This is a genomic window from Paraburkholderia nodosa DSM 21604, from assembly GCF_000519185.1.
GTDB lineage: Bacteria > Pseudomonadota > Gammaproteobacteria > Burkholderiales > Burkholderiaceae > Paraburkholderia > Paraburkholderia nodosa.
Genome location: NZ_JAFA01000005.1, coordinates 1 through 26,115, shown reverse-complemented (window position 1 = coordinate 26,115; position 26,115 = coordinate 1). Strand labels below are relative to the sequence as shown.

Annotated in this window: 26 protein-coding genes, 1 tRNA gene and 1 pseudogene; 20 read left to right on the top strand and 8 right to left on the bottom strand. The window is 60.7% G+C overall.

The genetic code is table 11. From position 1 onward, the window contains the following. Positions 1–513 precede the first annotated feature (513 nt). Positions 514–1,659, top strand: a complete 1,146-nt coding sequence (locus A3CW_RS0108360) for a branched-chain amino acid ABC transporter substrate-binding protein (protein ID WP_028203154.1) — start codon at positions 514–516, stop codon at positions 1,657–1,659. Between the two features lie 111 nt (positions 1,660–1,770). Here the strand turns inward: A3CW_RS0108360 and A3CW_RS0108355 are convergent, their stop codons facing one another. After that, a complete protein-coding gene (locus A3CW_RS0108355; RefSeq protein WP_028203153.1) occupies positions 1,771–2,991 on the bottom strand; it encodes an MFS transporter in 1,221 nt (406 codons plus the stop codon). Between the two features lie 149 nt (positions 2,992–3,140). Between A3CW_RS0108355 and A3CW_RS0108350 the strand changes: the two genes are divergently transcribed. The 3 genes from A3CW_RS0108350 (at position 3,141) to A3CW_RS45655 (ending at position 6,016) form a co-directional block, all read left to right on the top strand. After that, positions 3,141–3,818 (top strand): HugZ family pyridoxamine 5'-phosphate oxidase, encoded by a 678-nt coding sequence (locus A3CW_RS0108350; protein WP_028203152.1) that lies wholly within the window; start codon positions 3,141–3,143, stop codon positions 3,816–3,818. Positions 3,819–4,231: 413 nt separating this feature from the next. Beyond that, the gene (locus A3CW_RS0108345; RefSeq protein ID WP_028203151.1) at positions 4,232–4,540 is read left to right on the top strand and encodes an H-NS histone family protein; all 309 of its coding nucleotides are present in this window, start codon (positions 4,232–4,234) and stop codon (positions 4,538–4,540) included. A gap of 294 nt (positions 4,541–4,834) precedes the next feature. Further along, complete coding sequence (locus A3CW_RS45655; protein WP_051481324.1) at positions 4,835–6,016, top strand: cation diffusion facilitator family transporter; 1,182 nt, start codon at positions 4,835–4,837, stop codon at positions 6,014–6,016. A 61-nt stretch (positions 6,017–6,077) separates the two neighbouring features. Here the strand turns inward: A3CW_RS45655 and A3CW_RS0108335 are convergent, their stop codons facing one another. From A3CW_RS0108335 to A3CW_RS0108325, 3 genes are all read right to left on the bottom strand, one after another. Next, entirely contained in the window at positions 6,078–6,548 is a 471-nt protein-coding gene (locus A3CW_RS0108335; RefSeq protein ID WP_174479506.1) for an Lrp/AsnC family transcriptional regulator, read from the bottom strand. A 77-nt stretch (positions 6,549–6,625) separates the two neighbouring features. Next, complete coding sequence (locus tag A3CW_RS0108330; protein WP_028203150.1) at positions 6,626–7,258, bottom strand: 3'-5' exonuclease family protein; 633 nt, start codon at positions 7,256–7,258, stop codon at positions 6,626–6,628. A gap of 14 nt (positions 7,259–7,272) precedes the next feature. Next, positions 7,273–7,917: an MBL fold metallo-hydrolase gene (locus A3CW_RS0108325; RefSeq protein ID WP_028203149.1), complete on the bottom strand. Its 645-nt coding sequence runs from the start codon at positions 7,915–7,917 to the stop codon at positions 7,273–7,275. A 771-nt stretch (positions 7,918–8,688) separates the two neighbouring features. On the opposite strand from A3CW_RS0108325, the gene A3CW_RS0108320 reads away from it, so the two are divergent. Then, complete coding sequence (locus tag A3CW_RS0108320; protein ID WP_028203148.1) at positions 8,689–9,288, top strand: septal ring lytic transglycosylase RlpA family protein; 600 nt, start codon at positions 8,689–8,691, stop codon at positions 9,286–9,288. Positions 9,289–9,435: 147 nt separating this feature from the next. Here A3CW_RS0108320 and rsmI read toward each other — a convergent pair whose 3' ends face one another. Then, entirely contained in the window at positions 9,436–10,338 is a 903-nt protein-coding gene (gene rsmI / locus A3CW_RS0108315) for a 16S rRNA (cytidine(1402)-2'-O)-methyltransferase (RefSeq protein ID WP_028203147.1), read from the bottom strand. On the opposite strand from rsmI, the gene A3CW_RS0108310 reads away from it, so the two are divergent. The 5 genes from A3CW_RS0108310 (at position 10,337) to A3CW_RS0108290 (ending at position 12,866) form a co-directional block, all read left to right on the top strand. Then, positions 10,337–10,864 carry a YraN family protein gene (locus A3CW_RS0108310; RefSeq protein ID WP_028203146.1) on the top strand — a complete coding sequence of 176 codons (528 nt, stop codon included), beginning with the start codon at positions 10,337–10,339 and terminating at the stop codon, positions 10,862–10,864. The genes rsmI and A3CW_RS0108310 overlap by 2 nt on opposite strands. A 113-nt stretch (positions 10,865–10,977) precedes the next feature. Continuing rightward, on the top strand, positions 10,978–11,565 hold the full coding sequence (locus A3CW_RS0108305) for a phosphoheptose isomerase (protein WP_028203145.1): 588 nt from the start codon (positions 10,978–10,980) through the stop codon (positions 11,563–11,565). A gap of 28 nt (positions 11,566–11,593) precedes the next feature. Further along, complete coding sequence (locus A3CW_RS0108300; protein ID WP_028203144.1) at positions 11,594–12,376, top strand: BON domain-containing protein; 783 nt, start codon at positions 11,594–11,596, stop codon at positions 12,374–12,376. 32 nt (positions 12,377–12,408) lie between these two features. Then, the gene (locus A3CW_RS0108295) at positions 12,409–12,723 is read left to right on the top strand and encodes a c-type cytochrome (RefSeq protein WP_051481346.1); all 315 of its coding nucleotides are present in this window, start codon (positions 12,409–12,411) and stop codon (positions 12,721–12,723) included. A gap of 67 nt (positions 12,724–12,790) precedes the next feature. Next, positions 12,791–12,866, top strand: a tRNA-Ala gene (locus tag A3CW_RS0108290). Positions 12,867–12,999: 133 nt separating this feature from the next. Here the strand turns inward: A3CW_RS0108290 and A3CW_RS45650 are convergent. Then, positions 13,000–14,568 (bottom strand): phage integrase central domain-containing protein, encoded by a 1,569-nt coding sequence (locus A3CW_RS45650; protein WP_081771566.1) that lies wholly within the window; start codon positions 14,566–14,568, stop codon positions 13,000–13,002. Positions 14,569–14,911: 343 nt separating this feature from the next. Here A3CW_RS45650 and A3CW_RS50805 point away from each other — a divergent pair. The 8 genes and pseudogenes from A3CW_RS50805 to A3CW_RS0108245 form a co-directional block, all read left to right on the top strand. Further along, a pseudogene (locus A3CW_RS50805) lies at positions 14,912–15,219 on the top strand (preprotein translocase); the annotation flags it as partial. A gap of 107 nt (positions 15,220–15,326) precedes the next feature. After that, positions 15,327–16,226, top strand: a complete 900-nt coding sequence (locus A3CW_RS54535) for a hypothetical protein (protein ID WP_051481323.1) — start codon at positions 15,327–15,329, stop codon at positions 16,224–16,226. A gap of 181 nt (positions 16,227–16,407) precedes the next feature. Then, the gene (locus A3CW_RS45640; RefSeq protein ID WP_245623566.1) at positions 16,408–16,704 is read left to right on the top strand and encodes a hypothetical protein; all 297 of its coding nucleotides are present in this window, start codon (positions 16,408–16,410) and stop codon (positions 16,702–16,704) included. Then, positions 16,701–17,060, top strand: coding sequence for a hypothetical protein (locus A3CW_RS0108265; protein WP_028203142.1), 360 nt, complete (start codon positions 16,701–16,703; stop codon positions 17,058–17,060). The genes A3CW_RS45640 and A3CW_RS0108265 overlap by 4 nt, the downstream gene beginning before the upstream one ends. A gap of 15 nt (positions 17,061–17,075) precedes the next feature. Continuing rightward, positions 17,076–17,444: a hypothetical protein gene (locus A3CW_RS0108260; protein ID WP_028203141.1), complete on the top strand. Its 369-nt coding sequence runs from the start codon at positions 17,076–17,078 to the stop codon at positions 17,442–17,444. Then, on the top strand, positions 17,444–18,757 hold the full coding sequence (locus A3CW_RS0108255) for a DUF3987 domain-containing protein (protein WP_028203140.1): 1,314 nt from the start codon (positions 17,444–17,446) through the stop codon (positions 18,755–18,757). Before A3CW_RS0108260 ends, A3CW_RS0108255 begins: the two co-directional genes overlap by 1 nt. Before the next feature lie 108 nt (positions 18,758–18,865). Next, on the top strand, positions 18,866–20,065 hold the full coding sequence (locus A3CW_RS0108250; protein ID WP_154677888.1) for a hypothetical protein: 1,200 nt from the start codon (positions 18,866–18,868) through the stop codon (positions 20,063–20,065). A gap of 842 nt (positions 20,066–20,907) precedes the next feature. After that, positions 20,908–22,182 carry a YagK/YfjJ domain-containing protein gene (locus tag A3CW_RS0108245; protein ID WP_028203138.1) on the top strand — a complete coding sequence of 425 codons (1,275 nt, stop codon included), beginning with the start codon at positions 20,908–20,910 and terminating at the stop codon, positions 22,180–22,182. Positions 22,183–22,528: 346 nt separating this feature from the next. Here the strand turns inward: A3CW_RS0108245 and A3CW_RS45635 are convergent, their stop codons facing one another. Further along, positions 22,529–23,464, bottom strand: coding sequence for a diguanylate cyclase domain-containing protein (locus A3CW_RS45635; protein WP_154677886.1), 936 nt, complete (start codon positions 23,462–23,464; stop codon positions 22,529–22,531). Between the two features lie 224 nt (positions 23,465–23,688). On the opposite strand from A3CW_RS45635, the gene A3CW_RS0108235 reads away from it, so the two are divergent. Together A3CW_RS0108235 and A3CW_RS0108230 are read left to right on the top strand one after the other, a co-directional pair. After that, positions 23,689–24,684 carry a helix-turn-helix transcriptional regulator gene (locus A3CW_RS0108235; protein WP_245623565.1) on the top strand — a complete coding sequence of 332 codons (996 nt, stop codon included), beginning with the start codon at positions 23,689–23,691 and terminating at the stop codon, positions 24,682–24,684. Positions 24,685–25,353: 669 nt separating this feature from the next. Continuing rightward, positions 25,354–25,920, top strand: a complete 567-nt coding sequence (locus A3CW_RS0108230) for a hypothetical protein (RefSeq protein ID WP_028203136.1) — start codon at positions 25,354–25,356, stop codon at positions 25,918–25,920. Here the strand turns inward: A3CW_RS0108230 and A3CW_RS45630 are convergent. Then, positions 25,917–26,115 (bottom strand): ATP-binding protein (locus A3CW_RS45630; RefSeq protein WP_035512607.1); only part of this gene is annotated, 199 nt, incomplete at its 5' end. The genes A3CW_RS0108230 and A3CW_RS45630 overlap by 4 nt on opposite strands.

The following is a 26,115-nucleotide window of genomic DNA, read 5'->3' as shown; positions in this document are numbered from 1 at the left end:
TGCTTACTTGAACCGGCACGCGCAAAAAAAGCGCGTGCTCAACAGCCGCGCGACTCGCAAACGTTATCGCGAATGCGAGGGATTTTCATATGGTCGCGACGCTCCCTGGTGTATTCCCGGAACGCCTGCGCTAACACACCAATAACTCCCGTCAAATAAACTCAAAAACGATTCGCTCGGGACCCCTCAGGGAATATCCCAGTAATTGGATCCAAAGTCGGGATGCCTTATTACATAAGGCTTGCGGCCGATTGATCAGGGTTTCGAACTGTTCTTGCAGCACGCATATTGGTACTCGCACCAATATCTGAAAAAAGTCCCCCAAATTAATTTGATCACCTACACTTGCGCGCAAGTATGGATGGGCGGCCCGCCATGAACGGGCCATTCGCCATACTGGCCAGGTGCATCAAGGATGCATCCTGCGTGGTCGTCCGCACGGGGAGCGACACGTTCGGGGCGCGGGAGCACTGGGCGATTACGTAGCTTTTGGGTTCGAAACTGGAGACTTACATGACTATCAAGCTTCACAAGCTGTTGCCGATCAGCGCTGCGGCCATTATGTTCGCGTCGTTCGCAACGGCAGCGAGCGCAGACGTTACGGTCAAGATTGGCCACGTCGCGCCGCTCACGGGTGGGATTGCGCACCTCGGTAAAGACAACGAAAACGGTGCACGTCTCGCAGTCGAAGAGATCAACGCGAAGGGCCTCGTGATCGGCGGCCAGAAGGTCACGCTCGTGCTCGACGCACAAGACGACGCAGCTGACCCGCGCACGGCCACCCAGGTCGCGCAGAAGCTCGTCGACGACAAGGTCGTTGCCGTCGTCGGCCACCTGAACTCGGGCACGTCGATCCCGGCGTCGAAGATCTACAGCGATGCAGGCATCCTGCAGATCTCGCCGTCGGCCACGAACCCGGCCTACACGCAACAAGGCTTCAAGACGACCTACCGTGTCGTGGCGACCGACGCCCAGCAGGGCCCGGCGCTCGCGAACTACGCGGCGAAGAACCTGAAGGTCAAGACCGTTGCCGTGGTCGACGACTCGACGGCTTATGGCCAGGGTCTCGCGAACGAATTCGAGAAGACCGCCAAGTCGCTCGGCATGAACGTGCTGTCGCATGACGCGACGAACGACAAGGCCGTGGACTTCCGCGCCATTCTGACGAAGATCAAGGGCGAAAACCCCGACGCGATCATGTACGGCGGCATGGACGCCACTGGCGGCCCGTTCGCGAAGCAAGCCAAGCAGCTTGGCCTGCGCGCGAAGGTGCTCGCGGGTGACGGCGTCTGTACCGACAAGCTGGCGGACCTCGCCGGCGACGCGACCGACAACATCGTGTGTTCGGAAGCGGGCATGGCGCTCGAAAAGATGCCGGGCGGCAAGGAATTCGAAACCAAGTTCGAGAAGCGCTTCGGCCAGCCGATCCAGATCTACGCACCGTTCACGTATGACGCTGTGTACATCATCGTCGATGCAATGAAGCGTGCGAACTCGACGGATCCGGCAAAGATCCTCGCCGAAATGCCGACGACGGACTACAAGGGCGTGATTGGCGAGACGACCTTCGATTCGAAGGGCGACCTCAAGCACGGCGTGATTTCGCTGTACAACTACAAGTCGGGCAAGAAGTCGCTGCTCGACGTCGTGAAGATGTAAATCGCGCTTAGCGATTTCGCTCACGCGATTGGAAAAGCCCGCGGCTCAGTTTAGAACTGGGCCTTCGGGCTTTTTTTTGAGGTTGCGAGCGACGCAGTATTCGATGCGCTTTTAGATTCCCAACCGCCGCAACACCTTCGGCCCCGCAAACGCCACGAGCGCCGCGCACAACGCCACCACGGCGAGCCCGACCGTGAGGTTGGTCACCTGCGTGATGCCGCCGATCACCACCGGCCCGAACAGCAAGCCGAAATAGGCGATGCCCGCGACGTGCGCGAGCCCTTCGGCCGCGTGGATGCCTTTCACGCGCGCGGCGGCCGCGAACAGCACCGGCATCATGTTGGCGAGGCCGAGACCCATCAGCGTGAAGCCCGTGAGCGCGGTGAACGAGTACGGCAGCAGCAGCGCGCCGATCATGCCCGCGCACGCGAGCGAGGCGCTCGCCATCACGAGCTGGGGCGCGCCAAAGCGCGCGCGCACGGCGTCACCGGCGAAGCGCGCCGCGGCCATGCCGCCCGAGAACGCCGCGTAGGCCGCGCTCGCGAGCGCCGGCGTGGAGAGCACGACGTCGCGCATGTAGACCGTGGCCCAGTCGTACATCGCGCCTTCCGCGATCAGGGCGATGAGCGCGATGGCGCCGAGCGCCCACAGCGCGGGCGTGCGCCAGCGGTTGCCGGTTTTCGCGTGCTCGCCGTGCGTGGCGTGCGGCACGTGCGGCAGCACGGCCGGGCACGAGACGAACAGCACGAGCGCCGCCAGCGCCGACGCGAGAAAGAGATGCAGCGCCGGCGCCATGCCGCGCGCGAGCAGCGCGCCGCCAATCGCCGCGCCCGCCATGCCGCCCAGGCTGAACATGCCGTGCAGCCCCGACATGATCGGCTTGGCGACGGCTTCTTCCACGGCGCTCGCTTCGGCGTTCATGGCGACGTCGAGCGTGGCCATGCCCACGCCGAAAAAGGCGAGCACGACGATCAGCATCCAGTAATAAGGCACCACCAGGATCAGCGCGCCGCACACGGACATCGTCAGGCCGCCGGTGAGGCAGGCGCGGCGCGAGCCCACGCGCGCGATCCAGCCGCCGATGGTCGTCATCGCGGCGATCGAGCCGCCCGCGACCGCGAACAGCGCATACGAGAGCAGCGCCGGGCTCAGATGGAACTTGTCGCGTACGGTGGGCACGTGCACGCCCCACGACGCGTACATCATGCCGGCGACGAAAAAGAGCGCCATGGTCGCGATGCGCGCGCGATGGCGCGTGGCGGCGGGCAGCGCCCGATGGTGGGCGGCTGGGCTCGCCACGGCGAGGGCGGGATCGGTCGGTCGGTCGGACACGGGAATTCCGGGCAGAAGGAAGAGAAGGGACCAGGAAGGCGCCTGAAAGCAAACGATGATTCTAACGAAGGTGCGACTGGCCTGTCGCAGCGCATTCGCCGGGCCAGCTGCTCTAATATCGGCAGGATCCATCGCTCGAGGACGCGCCCTTGAAGATTCCCGCCCACGCCCCGCTGCATCTGCTGCACCAGGCGCCCACCGGTACGCTCGCCACGCACTCGTGCGAGCCGCGCGGTTTCCCGTACCCCACGCTGCTGCCGTTCGCGCCCGACGCGCGGCACCGCCCGGTGATCCTGGTGAGCCGCCTGGCCGAGCACACGCGCAATCTGCTCGACGACCCGCGCGCGGGCTTTCTCGTCGCGCACGCAAGCGACGCCGACGTGCTGAACGCCCCGCGCGCCACGCTGCTCGGCCGCTTCGAGCCGGTCGAGGCGGCGGCCCACTCAGCGAACGAGGCGCTGGCGCGGCGCTACGTGCGCTATCACCCGGACGCCGAGCGTTATCTCGCGCTCGGCGACTTCACCTTCTGGGCCATGCACGTCGAGCGGCTGCGCTATATCGGCGGCTTTGGCGCGATGGGCTGGATGGACGGCGCCGACCTCGACACGCTGGCGCCGCTCGCTCCCGCCGAAGAAACCACGCTGATCCGCTTTTTCGAAACGCACGCCGCGCGCCGCGCCGGACTGGATCTCGCGGGCGTGGATCGCTACGGCGCCGATCTCGTGATCGACGGCGCCCGCACGCGCTTCGTTTTCGATGCGCCGCAGCCAGATTTGCAATCCTTGCATGCGGCGCTAGCAGACTGCATTGAGCGCCATACGCAATGACGGGATTTTCTGCCCACGCGGGCGTTATCCGCCGTTCTATATAGCGTGTCGTCTCATGCTGCTTCGCAGCAACCGGTTTCTGTCCCCGTTGATTGGTGCAAAGTTGTCATGCGATGAAATGTTTGACGTATTTCAACGCATTTAATTTTCATCCGCTGCTAATTATGAGACGTGGATTTATCTGGCAAAAGCAGGATTTAGTAAAAATACCGATTTGCACGAAATGACAATGAGTTAGACGCTTGCAGGAAGGCCGTGGATTGGAAATCTGGCTTTAATTATTTTTATTGCTTACACGCATCCCGACATTCAAATCTGTGTTAATCTCGCCACCGATTTCCGAGGCACGCATCTATCAATCGGCATACTGGCGCGAGATCAGTAGCCATTAAGATCAAACCACAAGGGCACCTATGTCTTCCTACAAGGAACTCCTCGCTCAGCGAGAAAAGCTGGAAAAGCAGATTGAAGAGGCGAAGGCTCGCGAATATGCCGAGGTCCTCGACGAAATCAAGCAGAAAATGTCCGACTACGGCATTACCCTGGCAGAACTCGGTGGCGGCCGCGCCAGCGCCAAAGCCGCGAAGGCAGCCAGCCGTTCGCGTGCGAGCGTCGCGCCGAAATACCGCGATCCCGACAGCGGCAGCACCTGGTCGGGCCGCGGCAAGCCGCCGCGCTGGATCGCCGGTCAAGACCGCGATCGTTTTCTGATCCAGAAGTAAATCAACTTGTCAGCGGCGCGTTTGAACGCGCTGCGCATGAGTGAAAGCAGGAGCGGAGTCGGGCGAGGTATCTCCCGATTCTCGAAAACAAGAAGCCGCGCAGTCCGGGGACGCGCGGCTTTTTGATTTTCTGCGCCACGCGCGATTGGATCGAGCCGTGTCCGCGGCATGAATGCGAATGCTTCCTGGTATTGTAGGCATCTGATTTAAAAGAGATTTTTAGGGGTATCCATAAAATCGACGCACACGCTAGCTACAATCGCGGTTATTCCCTAATTTGCTCTCGCGCCGCGCATGACTTCCTCCTCCGCCCCGCCGTTATCAGATAAACACGAGGTCGCGCGCCGCACGACGTGGGTCAGCGTTGCCGTCAATAGTGTGCTGGTGGTGCTGCAAATCGTCATCGGCGTGCTTGCGCATTCGCAGGCGTTGATCGCCGATGGCGTGCATTCACTGGCCGATATCGTTTCCGACTTCGTCGTGCTGCTGGCCAACCGGCATAGCGGTGCAAAGCCGGACGCCGATCATAACTACGGCCACAGCCGTTATGAGACGGTCGCGTCGTTATTCCTCGGCGCATTATTGATTGCGGTGGGCGTCGGCATGCTGGTGCGCGCCGGCACGCGCATCATGAATCTCGGCGATATTCCGGCGCTGCACGTGAGCGCGCTGGTCGTGGCGCTCCTCGTGCTGGTTTCCAAGGAAGGGCTCTTCCGCTACATGCTGCGCGAGGCGCAGCGCGTGCGCTCGGCCATGCTGATCGCCAATGCGTGGCATGCGCGTTCGGACGCGGCGTCGTCGCTCGTCGTGGCGATCGGCATCGTGGGCAGCCTCGCGGGCGTGCGACTGCTCGATCCGATCGCGGCGGCCATTGTCGGCTTCATGGTCGCGCGCATGGGCTGGGTGTTCGGCTGGGACGCGCTGCAGGACCTCTCCGACCGCGCGCTCGACGAAGCCGCCGCCGCGGACCTGCGCGCGCTGCTGATGGACACGCCGGGCGTGCTCGACGTGCACGAGATGCGCACGCGCAAGACCGGCGACCTCGCGCTCGTGGATGCGCACATCCTCGTCGATCCGCTGATTTCGGTTTCGGAAGGGCACTACATCGCGGAGACGGCGCGCGCTCGCCTGCTCACCGATTCACGCGTGCTCGACGCGCTGATTCACGTCGATCCCGAAGACGACATGCACGTGCGGTCCGTAGCCAACCTGCCCGCGCGCGACGACGTGGCGGAACGCCTGCGAAACGCGCTGGCGGAGCATGACGTGCATGTCGAAGGCATCACGCTGCACTACTTGAGCACGGGGCTGGAGATTCAGGTGGTGCTGGCCGCGGCGGACGACGCGCGCCGCGCGGCCTCCGTGGACCTGGAAGCGCTGCGCGCCCGCCTTGGCGCGAGCAAGCTCGACGTCATGCAGCCGCTCGATGCGCATGGCTCACTGGCCGTGCACGACAAACCGCGCGAGGCACATTGAATCGCGCCGTGCGGCTGGAAGGCGCATAGCGCGGCAGAGAAGCCGCCGCGCTATGCCGGCTTCACAGCGGCAATTGCGTATCGAACTTGATTTCCCGCAGCACGACGCTCGTGCGCACCTGCGCCACCGCGGGAATGCGGAAGATGCGCTCGTGCAGGAAGGCGTCGTAGGCCTTGATGTCGGGCGCAACGATCTTGAGGATGTAATCCGATTCGCCCGTGGTGCTGTAACACTCGGTGACTTCGGGGCAGGTGGCGATCTCGCGTTCGAAGGCTTCGACGCCGCCTTCGGTGTGGCGCGTGAGATGGATATGCGCGAGTGCGCAGACATGCAGGCCAAGCTTTTCGCGATCGAGCAGCGCCGTGTAGCGCTGGATCACGCCCGACTGTTCCATGTCCTTGATGCGGCGCCAGCAAGGGGTGCTGGAGAGCCCCACCTGGTCGGAGATTTCCTGGACCGAACGGCGCGCGTCGAGCTGCAGCAGGCGCAGGATCTTCTGAGAGAACGTATCGAGTGTCAACTGCGCCTCCATTGCGTCGCTGTATTCCTGAATGTTAGAGGCCAGGAGAAGAGAACGCAATGCGAAGCGCAGGTGATGAGGGAGATTACCTAATTTGCCGGAGTGCTCGCGGCGTTTTGCCCTGAGTCGTCCCCATCAGCAGCGAGCGCGGCTTGCTGCGCGCGCAAGTCGGCCAGCATGTTGCAGAAGAGGGCGCCTTGCTCGATCGCGTCGTCAAGGGCGACGTGCGTGTGCGGATGATCGTCGAACCAGTGCTTCGGAAAGCGTGGCTTGATGCACTTGCGGTACGGCAGGCCCGTCATCGCGAAGGCGAGCGTCTTGATGTCGAGCGCCGACCACGAGAACGGGCAACGCCCGGCGAAGCGCATCATGTACCAGAACATGAAGGTGAAATCGAAGCCCGCCGGCATTGCCACGAACACCGGCTTGCCGGGCAGCGCCTCCACCCATTCGACATAGGCGACGAGCGCCGCCGCCGGGTCTTGCAGATCCTTGCGGCACGCGGCCCAGGCCTCGGGCTGCGTCTCCCACCAGGCGGCCTGCACCGGATGCGGCGCCGCGCCTTCGAGCATCTCGAGATTGGCCGAGAACGTGGCGATCAAACGCTTGTCGGCGGTGTACGCCGCCGAAGCGAAACTCAGCATCGAATGCGGGCCGGGAATGGGACCATCGGCCTCGACGTCGGTGCTGACGTAAATCTCCTCAATAGCGGCTTGATTCATCGTACTTTTCACTCTCATCCAGGTACGCCATCTGCGACGTAGGGGTTGGAGCGGCGCTCCTCGCCGAATGTCGAAACCGGGCCATGGCCCGGCACGAACGTGATGTCGTCGCCCAGCGGCCAGAGCTTTTCGCGGATCGAACGGATCAGGTCCGCATGATTGCCGCGCGGAAAGTCCGTGCGGCCGATCGAACCCGCGAACAGCACGTCGCCGACCGTGGCGACCCGGTGCTTGCGGCTGAAGAAGATTACGTGGCCCGGCGTGTGCCCGGGGCAGTGATAGACCTCGAGTTCCTCGCTGCCGAAGCGCACCGTGTCGCCGTCGTGAAGCCAGCGCGTGGGCTCGAACGCTTCGGCGTGGCCGAAGCCGAAGCGCACGCTCTGCTGCGGCAACTGGTCGATCCAGAAGCGCTCGTCTTCCTGCGGGCCTTCGATCGGCACGCCGAACTTCGTGGCGAGCGCCTTCGCGCCGGCGCAGTGGTCGAGGTGGCCATGGGTGAGCAGCACCTTTTCCAGCTGCACGCCCTGACGCTCGATCTCGGCTTCGATGCGTTCGAGGTCGCCGCCCGGATCGACGACGGCGGCGCGGTTCGTCGTTTCATCGACGAGCAGCGAGCAGTTTTGCTGGAACGGCGTGACGGGAATCAGCGTGACTTTCATGCGGGGATCGTGGGGGTTCGGGTCTCGCGGGGCGGGCGCAGCAACGATTCGAAAGCGACGGTGCGCGCCGGCGACCCCAGCCAAAGGATCGATTGTACCGGGGTGCAGGAAGTGCCGCCGACGCTGCTCGCGTCGGCCGAAATCCCTTGTCTGACAAGGGATGCGGCGGCGCAAGACGAACGGCTTTGTTACGCCAATAGTGAAAAATCATGGAGATTTGTGGGGCAGAGGCGTGACAGGAATAACTTTTGGGTATAATGCGACCCATCACGCACGGAATTCGTGCTTTCAAAGGGCGGTGTGACCTTCGTAAAAAAAGAGGTCGCATACATCGCCGTCAAGCAGTGCTGTCGTTGAAGGCTGGCCGAAGAGGCTGCCTTACAAGATGGCAAATCAGGTGTCGATCCGTTCGACGCCGCACGTCTTGCCCAGCCAGGTGCCACGCGCCTGCAACGGCCTACATGCCGTGACGCTGGGTGGGGCCTACGCCGCCGTTCCTGTGCGCCGAGAGTTTCCGGCGCGCCTGAACGAGTTTCATCGTTCGATGGCGGCATGTGGGGTCTGGTCAGGCTGCCGGGGACAGGTTGCGCCAGACGTGAAAGATAACTAGCGGTTAGCGGCTTATTAGGGCTGCATCCGGGCATTGGCACGCGTTCGCCTTTTTCATTCCAGGCGAGCGATGGCGCGAAGCCATGCCTGCGACCGCCGAAGCCTTTCCGACAACGCGCACACATGGCGCGGGGCGGGCTTCGAAAACGTGATGGCAATGTTATGAACCTTAGACTGACTCGACGACGACTCGGGAGTCTCGCAGCCGTGTCCATTCTGGCCGGTTGCGCCATGCCGCCTGGCCCGCAGGACCAGGCGGCCAGCGACGCCCTTCGCACGAAGGACGCCGCATTCACCGCGCCGCAGGGCTACGGCTCCGCGCTCGCTGCGCTGCCCGCATCGGGCACCGAGAAGGACAACTCGCTCGCGAACGCTGAGGCGATCGACGAGAACAGCCCGGACGTCCACTCGTTCCACCAGACCGGCCGCGCCTCGTGGTACGGCCGCGCGTTCCACGGCCGCCGCACCGCAAGCGGCGAGCGCTTCAACATGAAGGCGCTCACGGCTGCGCACCGCACGCTGCCGCTCGGCTCGTATGTGCGCGTGAGCGTGCCCAGCACGTCGAAGTGGGTGGTGGTGAAGATCAACGACCGTGGCCCGTACGCGCGTGGCCGCGTGCTCGACCTCTCGTATGCCGCCGCCAAGATCCTTGGCGTGCAGCACGCCGGTACGGCGAAGGTGAACATCGAAGGCCTCACGCGCCAGGAAGCGAAGGCAGCGCAAGCGGAGATGGTTGCCGCGAACTCGAACATCGATCACTAAGCGCTTTCGTTTGGGCGTGGCGCCGAGTGCGCCGCGACGCGCCCAAAGCTGAACCGCCTGGTAACGGGATGCATACGCGAAGGGCCGCCTTGTTGGGCGGCCCTTCGGTTTTTCTGGCTCGTGCTTTTGACGGCTTCGGCTGGCGGCTCAGTCGTCCTCTTCTTCCTCGCCTGCACCCTTCAATTCCAGCGCCCGCGCGTAGAGCGCGTTGCGCGACGCGCCCGTGAGCGCCGCCGCGATCTTCGCCGCGCCCTTCACCGGCACTTCCTGAAGCAGCACGCGCAAGAGCGCGTCGTGATCGGCTTCGCCTTCCGCCTGCTCGCACGCGCCTTCCACCACCAGCACGAACTCGCCGCGCTGACGGTTCGCATCCCCTGCGAGCCACGTTGGCGCTTCGGCCAGGGTGCCGCTCCAGAGCGACTCGTGTAGCTTCGTCAATTCGCGGGCGATGAGGAGGCGGCGCGCGGGACCGAACGCATCGGCGAGCGACTGCACGGTTTCGACGATGCGATGCGGGGCTTCGTAAAACACCATCGCGTGCGTATGCGCGGCGAGCGGCTGCAGTGCGGTTGCTCGTTGCTTGGGCTTGGGCGGCAGAAAGCCGAGGAACGTGAAGGTCGAGACCCAGTCGCCGGCGGCGGAGAGCGCCGTTGCGAGCGCGCTCGCGCCGGGCAGCGGCACGACGTTCAGGCCGGCGGCGCGCACGGCATCCACGAGCTTCGCGCCCGGATCGGAAATGCCTGGCGTGCCCGCGTCGGACACGCAGGCCACACGCTCGCCCGCGCGCAGAAATTCGATCACGCGCTGCGCCGCCTCGCGCTCGTTGTGCTCGTGCACGGCGACGAGCGGCTTCGAAATACCGTAGCGCGCGAGGAGCTGGCCGGTGTTGCGCGTGTCTTCGGCGGCGATGCGATCGACGAGGCCGAGCACGTGCAGCGCGCGCAAAGTGATGTCGGCGACATTGCCGATGGGCGTGGCCACGACGTACAGCGTGGCGGCCGGATACTGCTGGGCCTGTGCGAGTTCGAAGGGGGACGAGAGGGACGTCATGACACGCAACGCGCGAATGCAGGTAAAGAGGCCGACATTGTGCCACGCGGGCGCGAGCGCACCCGAGGGAAGCGGCGCGAACGAACGCGCACGCGCAGACAACTTTTGCGCGCGAGCGCAGTCGAATGCCCAACGCCGCGCGACAGGCGCGCGTTTCGAAGCGCACGCACTGGCGTTTTTGCGGCGCGAGCGCCTGGCGCTGGTCGCGCGCAACGTGAATTGCCGCGGCGGCGAACTCGATCTCGTGATGCGCGAGCGCGACGGCACGCTGGTTTTCGTGGAAGTGCGCGCCCGCGCGCGGCCGGAATTCGGCGGCGCGGCGGCTAGCGTGGGGTGGCGCAAACAGCAGCGCGTGCTGCGGGCGGCGCGCTACTTTCTCGCGACGTGGCGCGGCGCCGGTGCGGACGGCGAAGCTCACACGCAGGCGCGAACGCCGCCCGCGTGCCGCTTCGATGTGATCGCGTTCGAGAGCGGCCGGCTCGTGTGGCTGCGCGACGCGTTTCAACCGGAAGCACACGAGAGCTAAAACAGACGCTAATAAAAGAAGGGTGAAAATGAATGCCCTCGAGTGCGCTAAACTTGCGGCACGCCGCACCACGCGGAAATTTTGCGATACCCGCAGTACAGATTAGAGAGTCGATGTCCGTCGAACGCATTCAACAGCACTTCCGCGATAGCGCAGCCATTACGCTCGCGACCATGGAAACCCTGGCGGTCCCGATTGCCGCCGCGGTCGATACGATGTTCGCCGCGCTCGCGAACAGCAACAAGATCCTCGCATGCGGCAATGGCGGATCCGCCGCCAACGCCCAGCAACTCGCCGCCGAACTGATCGGCCGGTTCGAGCGCGAACGCCCGGGCCTGCCCGCGCTCGCGCTGACCACCGACGCCTCGGTGCTCACCGCCGTTGCCAACGACTACGCGTACGAACAGGTATTCGCGAAGCAGGTGCGCGCGCTTGGCCAGCCCGGCGACGTGCTGCTCGCCATCACCACCTCGGGTAATTCGGTGAACGTGCTGGCCGCCATCCAGGAAGCGCACGAACGCGAAATGGTCGTGATCGCGCTGACCGGCAAGGGCGGCGGCGACGTGAACGGCGTGCTCGCCGATACCGACATCCAGTTGTGCGTGCCGGGCGACCGGACGGCGCGTATTCAGGAAGTGCATCTGTTAACACTCCACTGCCTGTGCGACGGCATCGACGCGATGCTGCTGGGCGAAGACTGACACCGTAAGACGAAGAGAGGGGAAGTTGATGAGCAGATACGGCATGACGCGCGCGCTGGCACGGACCACGCTGACGATCGGCTTCGCAGCCTCACTCTGCGCAAGCCTGCAGGGCTGCTTCCTGGCGCTGGCGGGCGCGGCGGGGGGCACGGCGCTGGTGGCAACCGACCGCCGCACGGTGGGATCGCAAACCGAGGACCGCGAGATCCAGGTGAAGGCGCTGGCCGATCTCGGCAAGCAACTGCCCGACACGGCGCACGTGAACGTGGCGGTGTTCAACCAGCGCGTGCTGCTCACGGGTGAAGTGCCCGACGACGCCTCGAAGCAGAAGGCGGAGAGCATCGTGCGAGCCGTGACGAACGTCGCATCGATCGTCAACGAGCTGGCGGTGCAGCCGGCCAGCTCGTTCTCCTCGCGCGCGAACGACTCGTACCTCGAAGGACGCGTGAAGGGGGAGCTGATTGCCTATAAGGGCATCTCCGCGAACAACTTCAAGGTGGTGAGCGAGCGCGGCACGATTTATCTGATGGGGCTCGTTACGCCCGATGAAGGCAATATCGCCGCCAACGCGACGGCCGGGGTGATGGGCGTGGCGCAGGTGGTGAAGTGCTACCAGTACATCGACCCGCAGCAGGCGGCGGTGGCGACGGCGGCTGCGGCCAGTGCGCCAGCGGCGGCTCCTGCTGCTGACGCGCCGACGGTGGGGGCGGTGCCGGATGCGGGCGTGACCTCGCAGCCTATCGATCACCAACCGCCCGCGCCCGTGACTAATTCGTCGGCTACGAAGCCGGGGAATACGGGGGCTTTGTGATGCGGCGTTTTGTTGGTGGGGTTGTGGCTTGGATGGTGGTTGCTGGGGCTGGTTTTGGTTTCGCTTCGCCGGCTTTTGCTGCTGTGCCAGATGGGTTGAAGGTAGCTCAGGCGAATGCTTGCATGGGGTGCCATGCGGTGGATCGCAAGCTTGTGGGGCCGTCATTTAAGGATGTCGCCACGAAGTACAAGGGCGATGCCGCGGCCCAGGCCAAGCTGGAGAAGAAGGTGCGGGACGGTGGCGCCGGGGTTTGGGGCGCTATTCCTATGCCGTCGCACCCGGGGATGAGCGCCGACGATGTCCATTCTGTCGTGACGTGGGTGCTCGCTGGGGCGCCTTCGAAGTAGTTTTGCTTGGGGTCAAATTTGACGCTTGGCAAAACGGATTTTGTGTGTGTAGAATCGGTGATTCGTTGGGGCGGTAGCTCAGCTGGGAGAGCGTCGCGTTCGCAATGCGAAGGTCGTGAGTTCGATCCTCATCCGCTCCACCAATAAAATCAAAGGGTTACAGGTGATTTTCCTGTAACCCTTTTGTGTTTCTGCGGTCCGTGTAACCGCTGTGTAACCGGATTTAGTACACGCCAATCCATTTCGATCCTCTTGACTAGCAAGCTGTGGGACCGCTTACGATTCGCGGAGGGCAGGTGCGTCGTTGTTACGCCTGTCGTTGTTGTCCGGCAATGCAAGGTCGGCTTCGGCTATCGCTTCGTTGATTTGGCGAATGCTCAATCGAGCACCGTTGGTCCTGCTCTTCAGGATGCCCCGCGGATCCCGGAAGGAGCAGTTCATGCGTGCGGCGCTCAACTCGGCGTGGCCATTCGGCAACAGGTGCAGCTCAATCTTCCCCTCGGGCTCGATGCCCAGGTGCTGCAATACGTCTTTCGTCAACGTCACCCGGCCCAGCGCAGAGACAGTGAGCGTGCTCACGAAATCGCCTCCATCAATTGCGGTCACATGGTGGCGCAAAAGTTCGCCCGCCTCGAACGTTTCGCGGGCGCTTCGGCCCTGTATCTCATCTACTTTAAGCCGATCCAGGTAATCTGCCCAAGCCTGCATCATCGCGATCCGATCCTCGATAAAGCGGGTGCGGTTGTAGGCGTTACCAAGCGCACCGGGCACGCGGTGGGCCAGTTGGTGCTCGATGACGTCGGCAGGGAAGCGGAGACGCTCATGCAGAATCGTGCGCGCCATTGCGCGAAAACCGTGGCCGGTGATCTCCGTTTTCGTGTCGTAACCCAGTCGGCGAAGCGCGGCATTGATAGCCGCACCGCTCATAGGTTTCCTGCGATCGCGGCCCGGGAATACATAGCGCCAATGGCCGGTGAGCGCCTGCAATTCTCTCAACATCTGTACGGCCTGCGTAGCAAGCGGCACCAGATGCTCGGTCTTTGTCTTGGAAACGGTATAGCGCCATTGGCCCCGCTCGAGGTCAATCTCCGCCCATTCGGCCTGCCTCAGCTCGCCGGGGCGCACGAACAACAACGGCGCTAACCGCAGTGCAGCGCGTACGACAAGCGTGCCCGAAAAGCCATCGAAGGCGCGGAGCATCTCGCCGACCTTTGCAGGATCCGTGATCGACGCAAAATGAGTATGCCGATTCGGTCGTAGCGCACCGCGTAGGTCGACACTGACATCGCGGGCGGCGCGCCCGGTCGCAACGGCGTAGCGGAAAACCTGCCCGCAGTTCTGATGGAGCCGATGCGCCGTATCGTGAGCTCCTCGCGACTCGGCCCGCCGCAGCACTTCGAATACTTCCGGCGGAGTGATGTCCGCAATGGGCCGCGAGCCAAGCCACGGGAACAAGTCCTTCTTCAGGCGCCCCATGATCTTCTCGGAATGGCTGGCCGCCCAACGTGGAGCTTGTCTCTCAAACCACTCGAGCGCTACCGCCTCGAAGGTCGCCGCCGCATTGAGTCGGGCCAAGAGCTTCTTCTCTTTCTTCGCCTGTCCTGGGTCAACACCGTCTGCCAACATCGCACGCGCCTCGTCGCGCTTGCGGCGAGCATGAGCGAGCGTTACGTCAGGGTAGACGCCAAGCGCCAGCCGTTTCTCACGGTCGAGGAAACGGTATTTGAGGCGCCAGTACTTTCCCCCGGTGGGCGTGATCTCGAGATACATTCCGCGACCGTCCGAGATCCGACACGTCTTCGTTCGTGGCGCAAACCGGCGAACTTCCAGATCGGTAAGCGGCATGGGCACCCCCTGGCTTACGGCACGGATTTTCGGCGCCGCGAGAAACCGGTCCGACGCCCCAAAAACTGAATCCGAGAGCCGCGGCTGTCAACGAAATTCACGGATGGAGTCCTGTAAGCCCTCTGCTGCGCGAGGGGTTGCGGGCTTTTTCCGAGCTGCTTGGACGTTTCGATGGTACGGCTCTTCTACCGCTACGTCGACGCGACATCGCGTTCGGCGAGACTTGGGATGAATACCTCGAGAACCGCAAGCTGTTTTGGAGCGAGCGCCTTTACCACTATCGCCAGCAGCATGCCGATGTGGGGGGAACCCAAAAGGCGCGGCAAGGGCATCGTCCGAATAGGTGATCGTTAGCAAGACGTCGGAGGACGGCAGGATTGCCGAGCTGCGTATCGCGCACAACAAGGCGCTTGCTGCGGCCGAACTGCGTCATGTCACGCTTCATGGCCTGCGCCGATCATTTGGAACGTTATCGGAGTGCGTCGAGGTTCCCGTCGGCGTTGTCGCCCAAATCCAAGGGCACAAACCATCCACCGAGCCCCGAGAAGCACTATCGACGCTGGTCGCTAGATTTTTTGCGCAAGTGGCACGACAGCATCGAAGCGTGGATTCTGGAAGGCCGGGATTCCGATTCAGGCCAACGCAGCGTGATCTGCGAGGAAGCGGTGCCGCTCAGGTTTTCGTCATCGGCTTGCGGCGCGATAAAATTCACGAGGCGAGACAATCGCCACCGCGAGTCGACATACGAAGCCGGGGATATGACAGAAGACCAAACACCACAAGAACGCATCGCTGCCGCCAGGCAGCTTTACGCCGTATTGAAGGAGTACCTCGACCGGCCGACCTGGTCGCCCATGGACGGCACGCTGATCGTCTCGGGTATTCATCCTGCCCCTGGCTGCGCGGAGGTCCCCAGCGGAGGCGTGGGTCTCGATGGCCGAGTCTTCTCTAACGGTGGCAACGAACGCTTTTCCGACGCCCGTCAGGTCTGGCGAAAGTGGCTTTGGCGCTGCGAAGACGATCAGGAAAACGGCGACGCTACGCCGAACGAACTTCGGCCAGACGAGTTCTTGAACTGGTGCGACGACATGAATATCGAGACCGAGTGGTGTCGGCTTTTCCGTACGTTCATTTCTGGCAAGAACGGTAACCAGGTCGACGCGATTCCTCCAGCTATTGTTGAATATGCAAAGCGACATGCAAGGGGAGTGGATCTGCTCCTGACCAGACTGGGGGCTGACGAGTCGGCGGCCGCTGCGATGGAAATAGGCGATAGCTCTTCGAATGATGCCGCAAATCCCGCGCAGGAAAATACGGAAGAACAAGCCGATTCCAGTGGTAAAACTCGACCGGCCGGAAAAGCATCCTCTCCCCGGGACGACATGTCTCGCTTTATCCAGGACTTGAGAGCGACGCTGCCGCAAAAGAAACGTGACGACGTAGCTTACGTTTTCAGTGAGCTTAGGCGCATTGCATCAGATGAAAGCGTCCAGAAAGATAAGAAATTCCCATTGCTGGGATTCATACCAAATAAAGGTGTCGCATGGGAGAAGGGGCGTTTGCGGGTCCCCATGTGTTTGGACGAAGCCGCGCTAAAGAAGAGGATGTTTCCGGAGACCCGGGGTGAAAGGTCAAAAAAAGTGCCTTCTTCCGGCTAGCTTCGCAGCCGCATCATCCCGCTTGAACCCGCATCCTCCCGGATCCATTCTTTCTGCCTAAACACGCGAGTAATTTCCTGTCTCAGCGATTCGTTGCGAGCCAGATCGATCAAGTTCGAAAGTCATTGACCTGATCGTCGGGCTCGTGCGGCGCTGAACTCTTTACGACTGGAGAACTCGCATGCACCACACTGCAATCCCCGCGGCGGTCGGACCCGACCACGAGCAACCGGCTGCACGCCCGGCTTGCCCGACCCTGTGCCACACCACTTTCCGCCCCACCCACGTCGGCACCGACGTTGCCGCTCCGTTGCTGCTCGTCGATCCGAAGACGATGCTGAAGTCGCACAGCCTCAACGGTCACTACGCCGGCATCCGTCCCGTCCGTTTGCCGAACCGTAAGCTGGCTTGGCCGATTGCGGAAATCGAAAAGCTGTTCCAGTCGTCGGCTGCGGTTACGGTCAAGGAGGCGGCATGACCCATTACGAGCATGATTTTCTTCTGCCCTACGACATGAAGAATTTTCTGTCGAAGGAGGATATTGCGGTGCTTCCGCGCAGCCATCGTGACGCGGTACGTCTTGCACAAGCGCTGCTCGACCACGAGTCCTCTACTTGCATGGACGTGATCCACATCGGGAGCATTCTGGACATGGCGCCGAATTACGATTTGACGACCATGGCGATGTTGCGTGCGGTGATCGTCCTGCGGTCCAGCCGGATGATCGGCATGAGCAAGCACTATGGAAAGCTGCAACTGATCAGCATGAATCCGGCGCTCTTCTCCGCTGCGGCATGGATCCGTGATGCCGCAGATCAGCTTTGCGTAGCGTAAGGGGGAACGGAGAACATGGCGAAACTTAATTCTTCCGACGGCTCCAAGATTGACATCGTGGCGCTGAAGAAGGCGATTAGCGCTCTCGAATCGCCCAAGACCAAGCGCGCGCGCGAGCGTGTCGCACTGTTCGCGGAGCTTTACGAGATCATCCGCGACCAGATCAACGAGGACGTGTCGAAAAGCACGATCATCAAGACGCTTGCTAACCAGGGTATGTCGGTCAGCAATGCCGTGTTCGACAAGCTGCTCGCAGACGAAGCGAAGCGCCGCGGCGAGCCGGTGCCGGGCAAAGACGACGACGCGGGCGAAGGTGAACCGGTGCCCTTGAACATCGCGCCGAATGCGCCGCAGGCTGGCGCGAAGGAAGAGGTGACCGAATAATGTTCGTCCCCGTCAATCCGTATGGCGGGGGCGCTTTGCCCCCGCAAAACTCTGCATCTGGCCTGTTTGCCAGTGCGTTCGATGCCGTGACCGCGTTGCCGCCGCGCCTGGGCAAGGTCGTGTGGAATTTGCATAACCGCTATGGCGTGCCGCTCGATATCGCGCTCGGTAACGTGCTCGGCGTCCTGAGCTTTGTGTGCCAGGGTGTCAGCAATGCGCTCGATAGCAAGGGCGATCCGATGCCGCAGAGCGCCATCGTCCATGTTGTCGGTGTGCCCTTCAGCGGAAAATCGGTGAGCTTCCTTCGCCTGATGGAACCGGTCGAAAAGACGATGGTCGACTGGCCGCATCAGTGGGACTTTGAGGATTCGACGCCGCAGGGCATCAAGCGTGTAGCTCCGGTACTCGGCCTCTGCGCGCACGAGGAAGGTGACGCATTCTTCCAGACCTCGCTCGGAAGGGATCTTGCCCTGCAAATTAGCCTGCGTGACGGGCGCGTTCCTGTGGTGACGCGCGCGAAACGCCAAGAAGATGATCGCAAGAAAAAGGGCGTGACGCGTTTCACGACCATCGTGCTGATCCAGCCGGATCGCTATGACGAGTGGCTGAATGGAAATCGCAGGAAGGCGGTGGGGTCTGGCTTTCTTCAGCGCGTCTGGATGGTTCGTTCGTACTTGAAGAGCGACAAGAGCGCGATCGGCCGCTACCCTCAGTCCGAAGGCGGCCTTGATGGCTGGGACGAGCGCGTGCCCGAACTGCTGGAACTCGCCAAGGCGAACGGCAACAGCGGCCTCGCCAACCTCCATGCGTCAGAGGTTGCCAGTGATGCCAGTTACGTGCTGAACTTGGCGCAGCAACGCATCGACTTCCTGGATGCGCAGGGCGTGTTTCGTGAGGCGTCTGCGATGGCTGCGCGCTATCACGAACGCGCGAGCGTTCTGGCAGGGATGTTCCATCTCTACGAGGGCGAAGGGCTCGTCATCGACCGTGTGTCGATGTCCGCCGCCACCGTTGTGGCCGACTACTTGGCTGGTCAGTGGCTGAGCATTGTGTTTCCGCCTGCGCCGCCGTCTCAGGTAGAGCTGGATGCAGGCGAGCTCTTGCCATTGGTGCATGTGCTGCTGCGCGAATCCAATGGGTCCGGCATCAGGGAATCTGAGGTCGTAACGTGCGCGAAAAACCTGAATTTGGCACCAGCGCGAACCAAAGCTGCCTTGAGGAGGCTGTACGACGCAGGCCATTTTCGCCTGAAGCCTCGGACAATAAACGGCCGCGTAGTCGACATGATCGAATATCCGCCGCGACTTATCTGACTACCTTCGCAAGCCCCGTCCGCCGTTAGGTGGGCGGGGCTTTTTGCGTTCGGCGCGGCGCGAATGCGCTGTGTCAATACGAATAATCAGACGCCACACTCCGCCATCGTGAACGAATACAAGCCAGCTTCTCCCTACAAGAACCTGAAGAGGCTCTCTTATATCGAGCGCAATCTAAAATTCCGTGTCCCCCACGGTGGTCCCGATTCCCCGTTTATGTACGGTCTCGGGGAGCTCGAAATTCCGCTTTTGGCGGCGTTTGACGACTTCGCGTGGCTGTCGATTCGGACCCACATGCCGCCGTTCTATAGCGTTCGATCGAACCGCGGCGTAACGGCCCAACCGAACTCGCTGTGGTTCCGAGCCGCCGGGAAGCTGGCCCATCACTACAGTTCCATCCGCCGTATCGCGGGCGGCTTCGATCCCGCTACGCCGGCGGCTCGGCAGTTGGCTTACGCGCCGCATCTGGCGCTCCTTATGGAGCTCTTCTTCAAGCACTCCGTTCGATTTTGCGAGAGGCGTAATGACGTGGTCGACGATGGTAGCGGACGTATCGCGGCCGAAGTTTATAACGATTTCGTCGCTGAATTCCGAAAGGCCATTATGGCGAGGAACCTGTTGCGGCGGGAACTGCACAGCTGGGGGTTGAGCAGCCAGGAAAATGCAACGAACCTGCATGCCTACTTGCACGGCCTGTTCGCCAAACATGGCAACCTCACCGTGGTGCATCTCCGTCTGTTACATACCCGTGAGCGGTCTGCTGTGAGCCTTGCTCCGGTTGAGGATCAGCTGCGTGAGCTTAATGCGCTTCGAAAGGCTCGAACCGTGTTCTTCGACCGTATGAGGCGCAAGCCGGCGTTGTTCACGACTGATCCCGCGTACGTCTGGTCGATCCTCCCCTCGCTCGAAGGCGCGTACGATTTGCACCTCACGCTGCTATTCAGCACGGTCGCTTTGCGAAAGGTGCACGACGACAAGAGGGCGGAAGCCGAGCAGTTCGGCACGGTCCAGCGGGATCACGCGGATCAGGTCGGCGAATATTGGGTAGAGCGGGCTACCGGTGGTCGCGGGCACTACCTGCGCGGCGACGCGAACCCGCTGCTATATGGTCCGGATTGGGTGCATGGCGAGGTCAGCGCGGACGACGTCGGAAAGCGCGAAAAGCTCAAGGAAACGCTTGGCTATCTGGCCATGCGCCGCGCCCTGGTACGACTGAAGGGCGAGCCTCCGGGCGAGTATTTTGGCATGCGCGAGCGTGAAGCTCGCCGCCCGCGCCGGTCGGTCCACAGTGGCGAGAAGGCCGGGTAAAGATGCGAGGATGTATGTTGGGCAGGTCCGAAAATCGGTATCCAAAACGCCTAACCCGTTGATTTGATTGGACCGCTGGTTTCGAAGATTTCAAGGCTTGCCGGCGTTCGTGCGCTGGCCGGCAAGCCGCCGAGGCGGCGGCCGGTTCGTCAGTTCGTATGAATTTCCGTCGGATAATCGTGCAGAAAATTGCAGCGAAAATTTGTTCAGCAACCCCGCGTGCTGTCACGCGTTTACCCAAATTCCGCGGAAGAACGCTTGTGAAGTTTGCGCAAAAAAGTTCGTGATGATCGTCGCGGTTTTCCGAGATACGCGCTGCGGTTTCCGGTCTGCTCTTGATCGTTAGCGTTGTGGAAACGGGCCGTTCATTTTTCGCGACAGGCAGGAGTAGCTCGCCGCGCTTTCTTCGCGGCATCCAGCGTCATCGAGAGCTTTCCAAGGGCCAGTCTTGGTGGCCTCGGACAAAATTTACTGCGTGCAAGAGTATACATATGAGGAACAACACAAAAGCGCGATGTCCTCGATAGGTTCTCGGTCGAATTCGTGATTTCTCTTGCATATCACGGCTTCACGCACTTTTTCTTCTACTGTATATGTAATGCTAAACATTCAAAGCATGTATAGAAGATAAATCATAGAAGAATCAGGGGCGCGGGATATGACGTAGAGGATGCTCAACATCCTCGCAGGCATGTCTTTTACGTTCGGTCGAGAAACAAAAAAAAGGAAGGTCTCACGCATCTGCTGAGATGACCGGCAACGGTCAGATCAGACAGTGTACCCGAGACCGAACACGACGAACCACCGTCGCCACCACTGCGACGGATCACATCATTGACACTATGAACGACTTCATCGAAGACCTGGAAGCTCAGGAGGTACTTGCTCGTCATGACAAGCGTAACCGCTACGAAGAAATCGAGATCAATGGACGCAAGATGATTCGCCAGAATCACAGCATGCGATATCTGTTCACGATCGAGCAGTTCGTAAAGGAGGTCGAAAAGCAATACGCCGAGAAAGGTCAAGCAAAAGGTATCCGTGAATGGGTAGGACGAGACGGGTTCATGAAAACCAAACCATATTCACTTGGCAAGGCGTACTATGGGAAACTCAATCATTGGATCGAACGCTATCGCGAAGGAACGCGCTATTCTGCACACGTCGAAGCATTCCACGATGCCAGCAAGGACCTTGGTATCCTCGGTGGCAGAAAGCGCTTCTGGTTCGGTGAGTTTGGTGATACCGATGTTCGTCACGACAAGTCTTATGCAGAGTGGTTCAACGAAATGATCGTGAAGATTCATGAGCGTTGCCAATCTCGCAAGTTCAGGGAGCGCATGCGTCTGCTAGAGATTCACTGGCAGCGCAGTATCGATAACGTCACGGCATTCGAGCAGAAACTGTTCTGCCCTGATACGGGTTGGGCGCGCTGGCTTGTTATCGAACTGACGTTGAAGTACGAGTCGAAGTACCGTGGTTCGATTACGCTGGATGACGTCATAAAGCATCGCGACACATTCTTCCGTTCACGCAACTACAACAGCATGATGTCGTGTATCAAGGCATATGTCTGGACTATCGAGGAAGGCGAAGATACCGGGTTTCACCTGCATGTGGTCCTGTTCTGCCTTCCTGTAACGAAAGATGATGAACGTTTGGCGAATCAAATCGGTGACTACTGGGAAGACATAGTTACGGAGGGTCGGGGAAGGTACTGGAACAACAATCGTGCGGACCTGAAGCCCAGCTATGAGAGAAAGCATGGTATTGGCGTAGGTTTGATTGAACATAGCGATCGGGAGATGCGCAGTTCGTTGCTTGTGAATTTGCTCTATCTTGCGAAAGCCGAGCAGCAGCTGCAGGTTCGAGCAGAGGGCAATGTCCACACGTTCGGCATGAGTGGTGTGCCAAAGAAAGAGAAGATGGGACGTCCTCGTAAGGGTAGCGTCGTTGATTTCGAGAACGATGGTGTTGGACAGTCAGAAAGAGTGGGGCGAGAAAGTTCTGTCGTGCAGCAAGGCTCCGCACGCGCAGCTACAGGCCCTACAAGCCGCGCGTACAAGACGGGAGTGCCCTTGCTGTTCCCGATTGAAGCAACTGTGTCGGCGGTCTGAAAGCCGGAGTGATGGCAAGGTGGAGAAGAGCCAAACGATTGGCTCTTCGTCTTGGCGAAAAACGTATCATTGATTGCACGCGTTGAACGGCGGCATCAAGTTCTCATCGGTGTCAAACGCGGTGGTGCGCTTGGGCTTTCTCTTCGTGGCACAGGTAGACGTGCCCGAGGGTCGCGAAGTCGTACGACGTTCGCGTTTAACCATTACAGCGAGAAACACAGCGTTCACGAACGTTTCCTTCCCCATAGCGCGCTGAACTACCGCTCGCCTCGCGAGTTTCGGCGCTCGATGGATTCAGCGACCTCAGTGTGAGAAGCAGTGCCCTTATTACGGGGGGGCAACCTCACTACGCGTCTTCAGTCTGTTGACGCTCAAAGAATCTATAGGCTCCCTTGCCGGCCCTTTTGGCGGAATAAAGTGCGCAGTCGGCCTCCTCAAGAAGCTGATCTGCATTTTTCTCGTCGCGTGGCAAAAGGGCGATGCCCACGCTGGCACCGATGCGTATGGTGGTACCGTCAGCAAGAGTGAATGGCGTGTGGATCTGCTGGATGATGTCCTCGGCAACAATGGCAGCATCTTGCTCGCGCGCGATCTGTTCCAGGACGATGACGAACTCATCTCCCCCGAGGCGAGCTAGCATATCGGTGTGCCGCAGTCGGGCGTTGAGCCGAGCCGTAACCGCCTGCAAAAGTTTGTCGCCAGTCTTATGTCCGAACGTGTCGTTAACCAGCTTGAATCCGTCCAGATCAACGAACAAGACCGCGCCGGCAACATCTTTGCGATAGTGGACGAGCATGTGTTCCAGTCTCGACATCAGTAGCAGGCGGTTTGGTAGCCCCGTGAGCGGATCGTGGTGCGCAAGCCGAACCATTTCACGTCGCATGTCCGATAGACGGGTGTCGTCAATAAGGGTCCAAATGAGGGCGACCGTATTCCCGTGATCGTCGCGAATAGCATTGATGCGCAGTGGATAGCGATGCGCGCGCTCGTACACTGGCGCGTCAGGCATTTCGCCTTGCCAGCAGCCCGTGGAAGCGATGGACTTGCGGATTGTCCGATAGAGCGTCCGGTCGCAATATCCAGCCCACGCGCGGCGCAGGTTTTTGTCCTGCGTTTCATCAGGACAGTATCCGGTCATACGCTTGAATGAGGTGTTGGATTCCACCACGCATCCCCGGGCATCGGTGATCACAATGCCGTCCGGACAATGTTCAAAGACCATTGCACGCAGCACGATTCGGTGAGCTGCGGTAATCGGAACAATAGGTTTCCCGCTTTTCAAACTTCCTCCCTGCCTCTTTCCCCGACCGTGCAAGGTTAGAGAGCCGATAGGACAAATCGTGTCTTGTTACAGGAAGTGGTTTCCGGCCATATCGCGGGGAGGACGGCGACCGCTGATCTAGGCATTGCGAAGTCGCGCGCTAAAGAACTTCGGAAATGTGCCGTTAAGGCAGTCTTGAGCAGTTTTACCCTGATTCCACCTACGACATGCTGGATCGAGAAATCATGCAGGTCTTGCCCGATGCTGCCAAGGGCGAGGAGCCTATGTCCACTCCCGACGTACATCGCAAGGTCAGCGCCATGCTGCTCGATCCGCCGGTTGTGAAGACCGTGCACCGACGGCTCGAGGAGATGCTCGAAGATTCGCTTGTTGTCATGGAGCGGCGCGGGAGGGCGAAGTATTGGTGCAAGGTGGCAGGAGCAAGCGGCCTTGCTGCAAAGGCGGCCGGCATGATGACGCACGACGAGGCGCTGGCACTGCAGACGTTGCGACGTTTTTCAACGTGGCGGATCCCAACGCTGGTGGCGGAAACGCTTTCGCCATTGTTCGATGTGGCGGGCAAGCGTCTGGCGACTGTCAACAGCGAGCATGAGCGGCGCTATCGTAAATGGATCGACAAGATCGAGGTCGAAACCGGCAGCTTCGCGCTGCAATATCCCGAGGTCGATCCTGCTATTTTCGCAACGGTTTCACAAGCGCTCTTTAATGAGCAGAAACTGGAGATCGTCTATCAGCCGCGTTCGAAAATCGACAATGCCGAGGCGAAGACTATCTACCCGCTCGGGTTAGTGGAAGTCGGTGGACTGGTCTATCTCGTGGCAGCGATGCCGCGCCATCCCCATCCGGCGATGTACCGGCTCGACCGTTTCGCACGTGCAACCATGCTGCCGGAGTCATTTGCCTATCCACGTGGATTTCGACTCTCGGAATACGTGCGGGAACAACGGCAGTTCGACTTCATGGTGGAGGGCGAAATCGACTTGGGGCTGTGTTTCAGGAATGGAGCGGGGAACCATCTGCTCGAAGCGCCGCTGTCCGAGGACCAGCAAGCTGCCCAAAATGGTGACACGCTTGAAGTACGCGGCACGGTGCTGTTGAGTCAGCGACTGAGGTGGTGGTTGAGGGCGTTTGGTCCGAACGTCGAGGTGCTGCGGCCGGCAAGCCTGCGGGCAGAACTAGCGGCGGAGGCGAAGGCCTTGACTGCCCTTTACCAAGGATAGTGGGCATCGTGATTCTCGGACATGATTTGTCTGATGGCGAGGTTATGTTGAGAGGGTAGCACGTCGTTGCTGTTCCATCGAACCCTTGAACAGGAGAAAGCATGTTCACGAATTGCAATCCCTCCCCCCTGCAACATCTGGCCGCGTTCGCGATTGTTTTTGTTGCAGCTGTGGTGGGAACTGTAGCCGTAGGAGCATATGTCGATTCGGTAACGAGCGATCCGCAACGCGGATGAATGACATGTATCGGATAGGTGGTGAGTTTAAGGTAGCCTGTCACATAGAACAAACAAACTGCCAGAAGTGATATGCCAGTACGCCCAGCGCCCTTTACGTTGACATGCAATCAGTGTGGTTGGAAGTATACGTTTGCCCCGCGTAGCGATGTCCTGACGCCTGACATGGATAGTCGTTCGCATTGTCCAAGATGTGGTGCGCATACGTTGGTTCGTTCACAGCCAAATTTGATCGAGCGTCTATCCAGCCGATTCAGGCAGATTTGTTAGGGGTATTTGATTGAAGTACAACGCTCACGGAGATACTTCACCGTGAGCGATTTGAGGCGAGACCACTCCTGTCGGCGCCATCGATGCACGAAGGGCGGTCATTCTCTCGACATGTGGTCATTTCGTTTTATTTCTCTAACAATATCTGCAATATCGATCCACCATGCGACGAACCGACGGTACATCATCGAATGGCCTGCATCAGGCCGTGTTGCGGGAAATCGACGATTTGCTCAGGCAGCTCAATCTCGATGCGACGGACCCGCGCATTGCGAGCACGATGAAGCAGGTCGTCGATCTCGTCGCTCCGATTCATGACGATCTGGCGAACCGAATAGAGGCCTTGCAACGCCACGCGCGGTGGGACACCTTCACGATCGCGTTCTATGGCGAAACGAACGCGGGCAAGTCGACGATCATCGAAACGCTGCGCATCTTGCTGCAAGAGCGAACCAAGGTTGAGGCGCGCGCTGCTTTCCGAGCGAAGGAGGCAGAGTTCGGCATCAGCGAAGCAGCTTTGGCGGCGGTTGCGCAGTCGATCAAGTCGAGCCGTGCGGCGTTAGACGAGCAGCGTGCACAAGCCGCCGAACGTAACGCGCAGCTCGATGCCGAGCACGATGCCCTCCAGCAGAAACTGAATCACCTGCGTCTTGCTAGACGGCGTCAAGCAGCACGGCCGGTCAGCGACAACCATCTTGGCCGGTCGACGGGTGTAGTTGTCGCTGGTTAAGAGGCCATGGTTGTCGCTCCTTCTTCGTAGTTGTCGTTGGGTAATTGTCGTCGGCGCGCGCTCTGTTTGTCGCTGGCCTTACGGCGGCGATAGCTCTCAACATTCAGCTCGAAGATCGTCGAGTGATGCACGAGCCGGTCGATGGCGGCAACCGTCATGCCGGGGTCGGGGAACACGTCATTCCAGCCAGAGAAC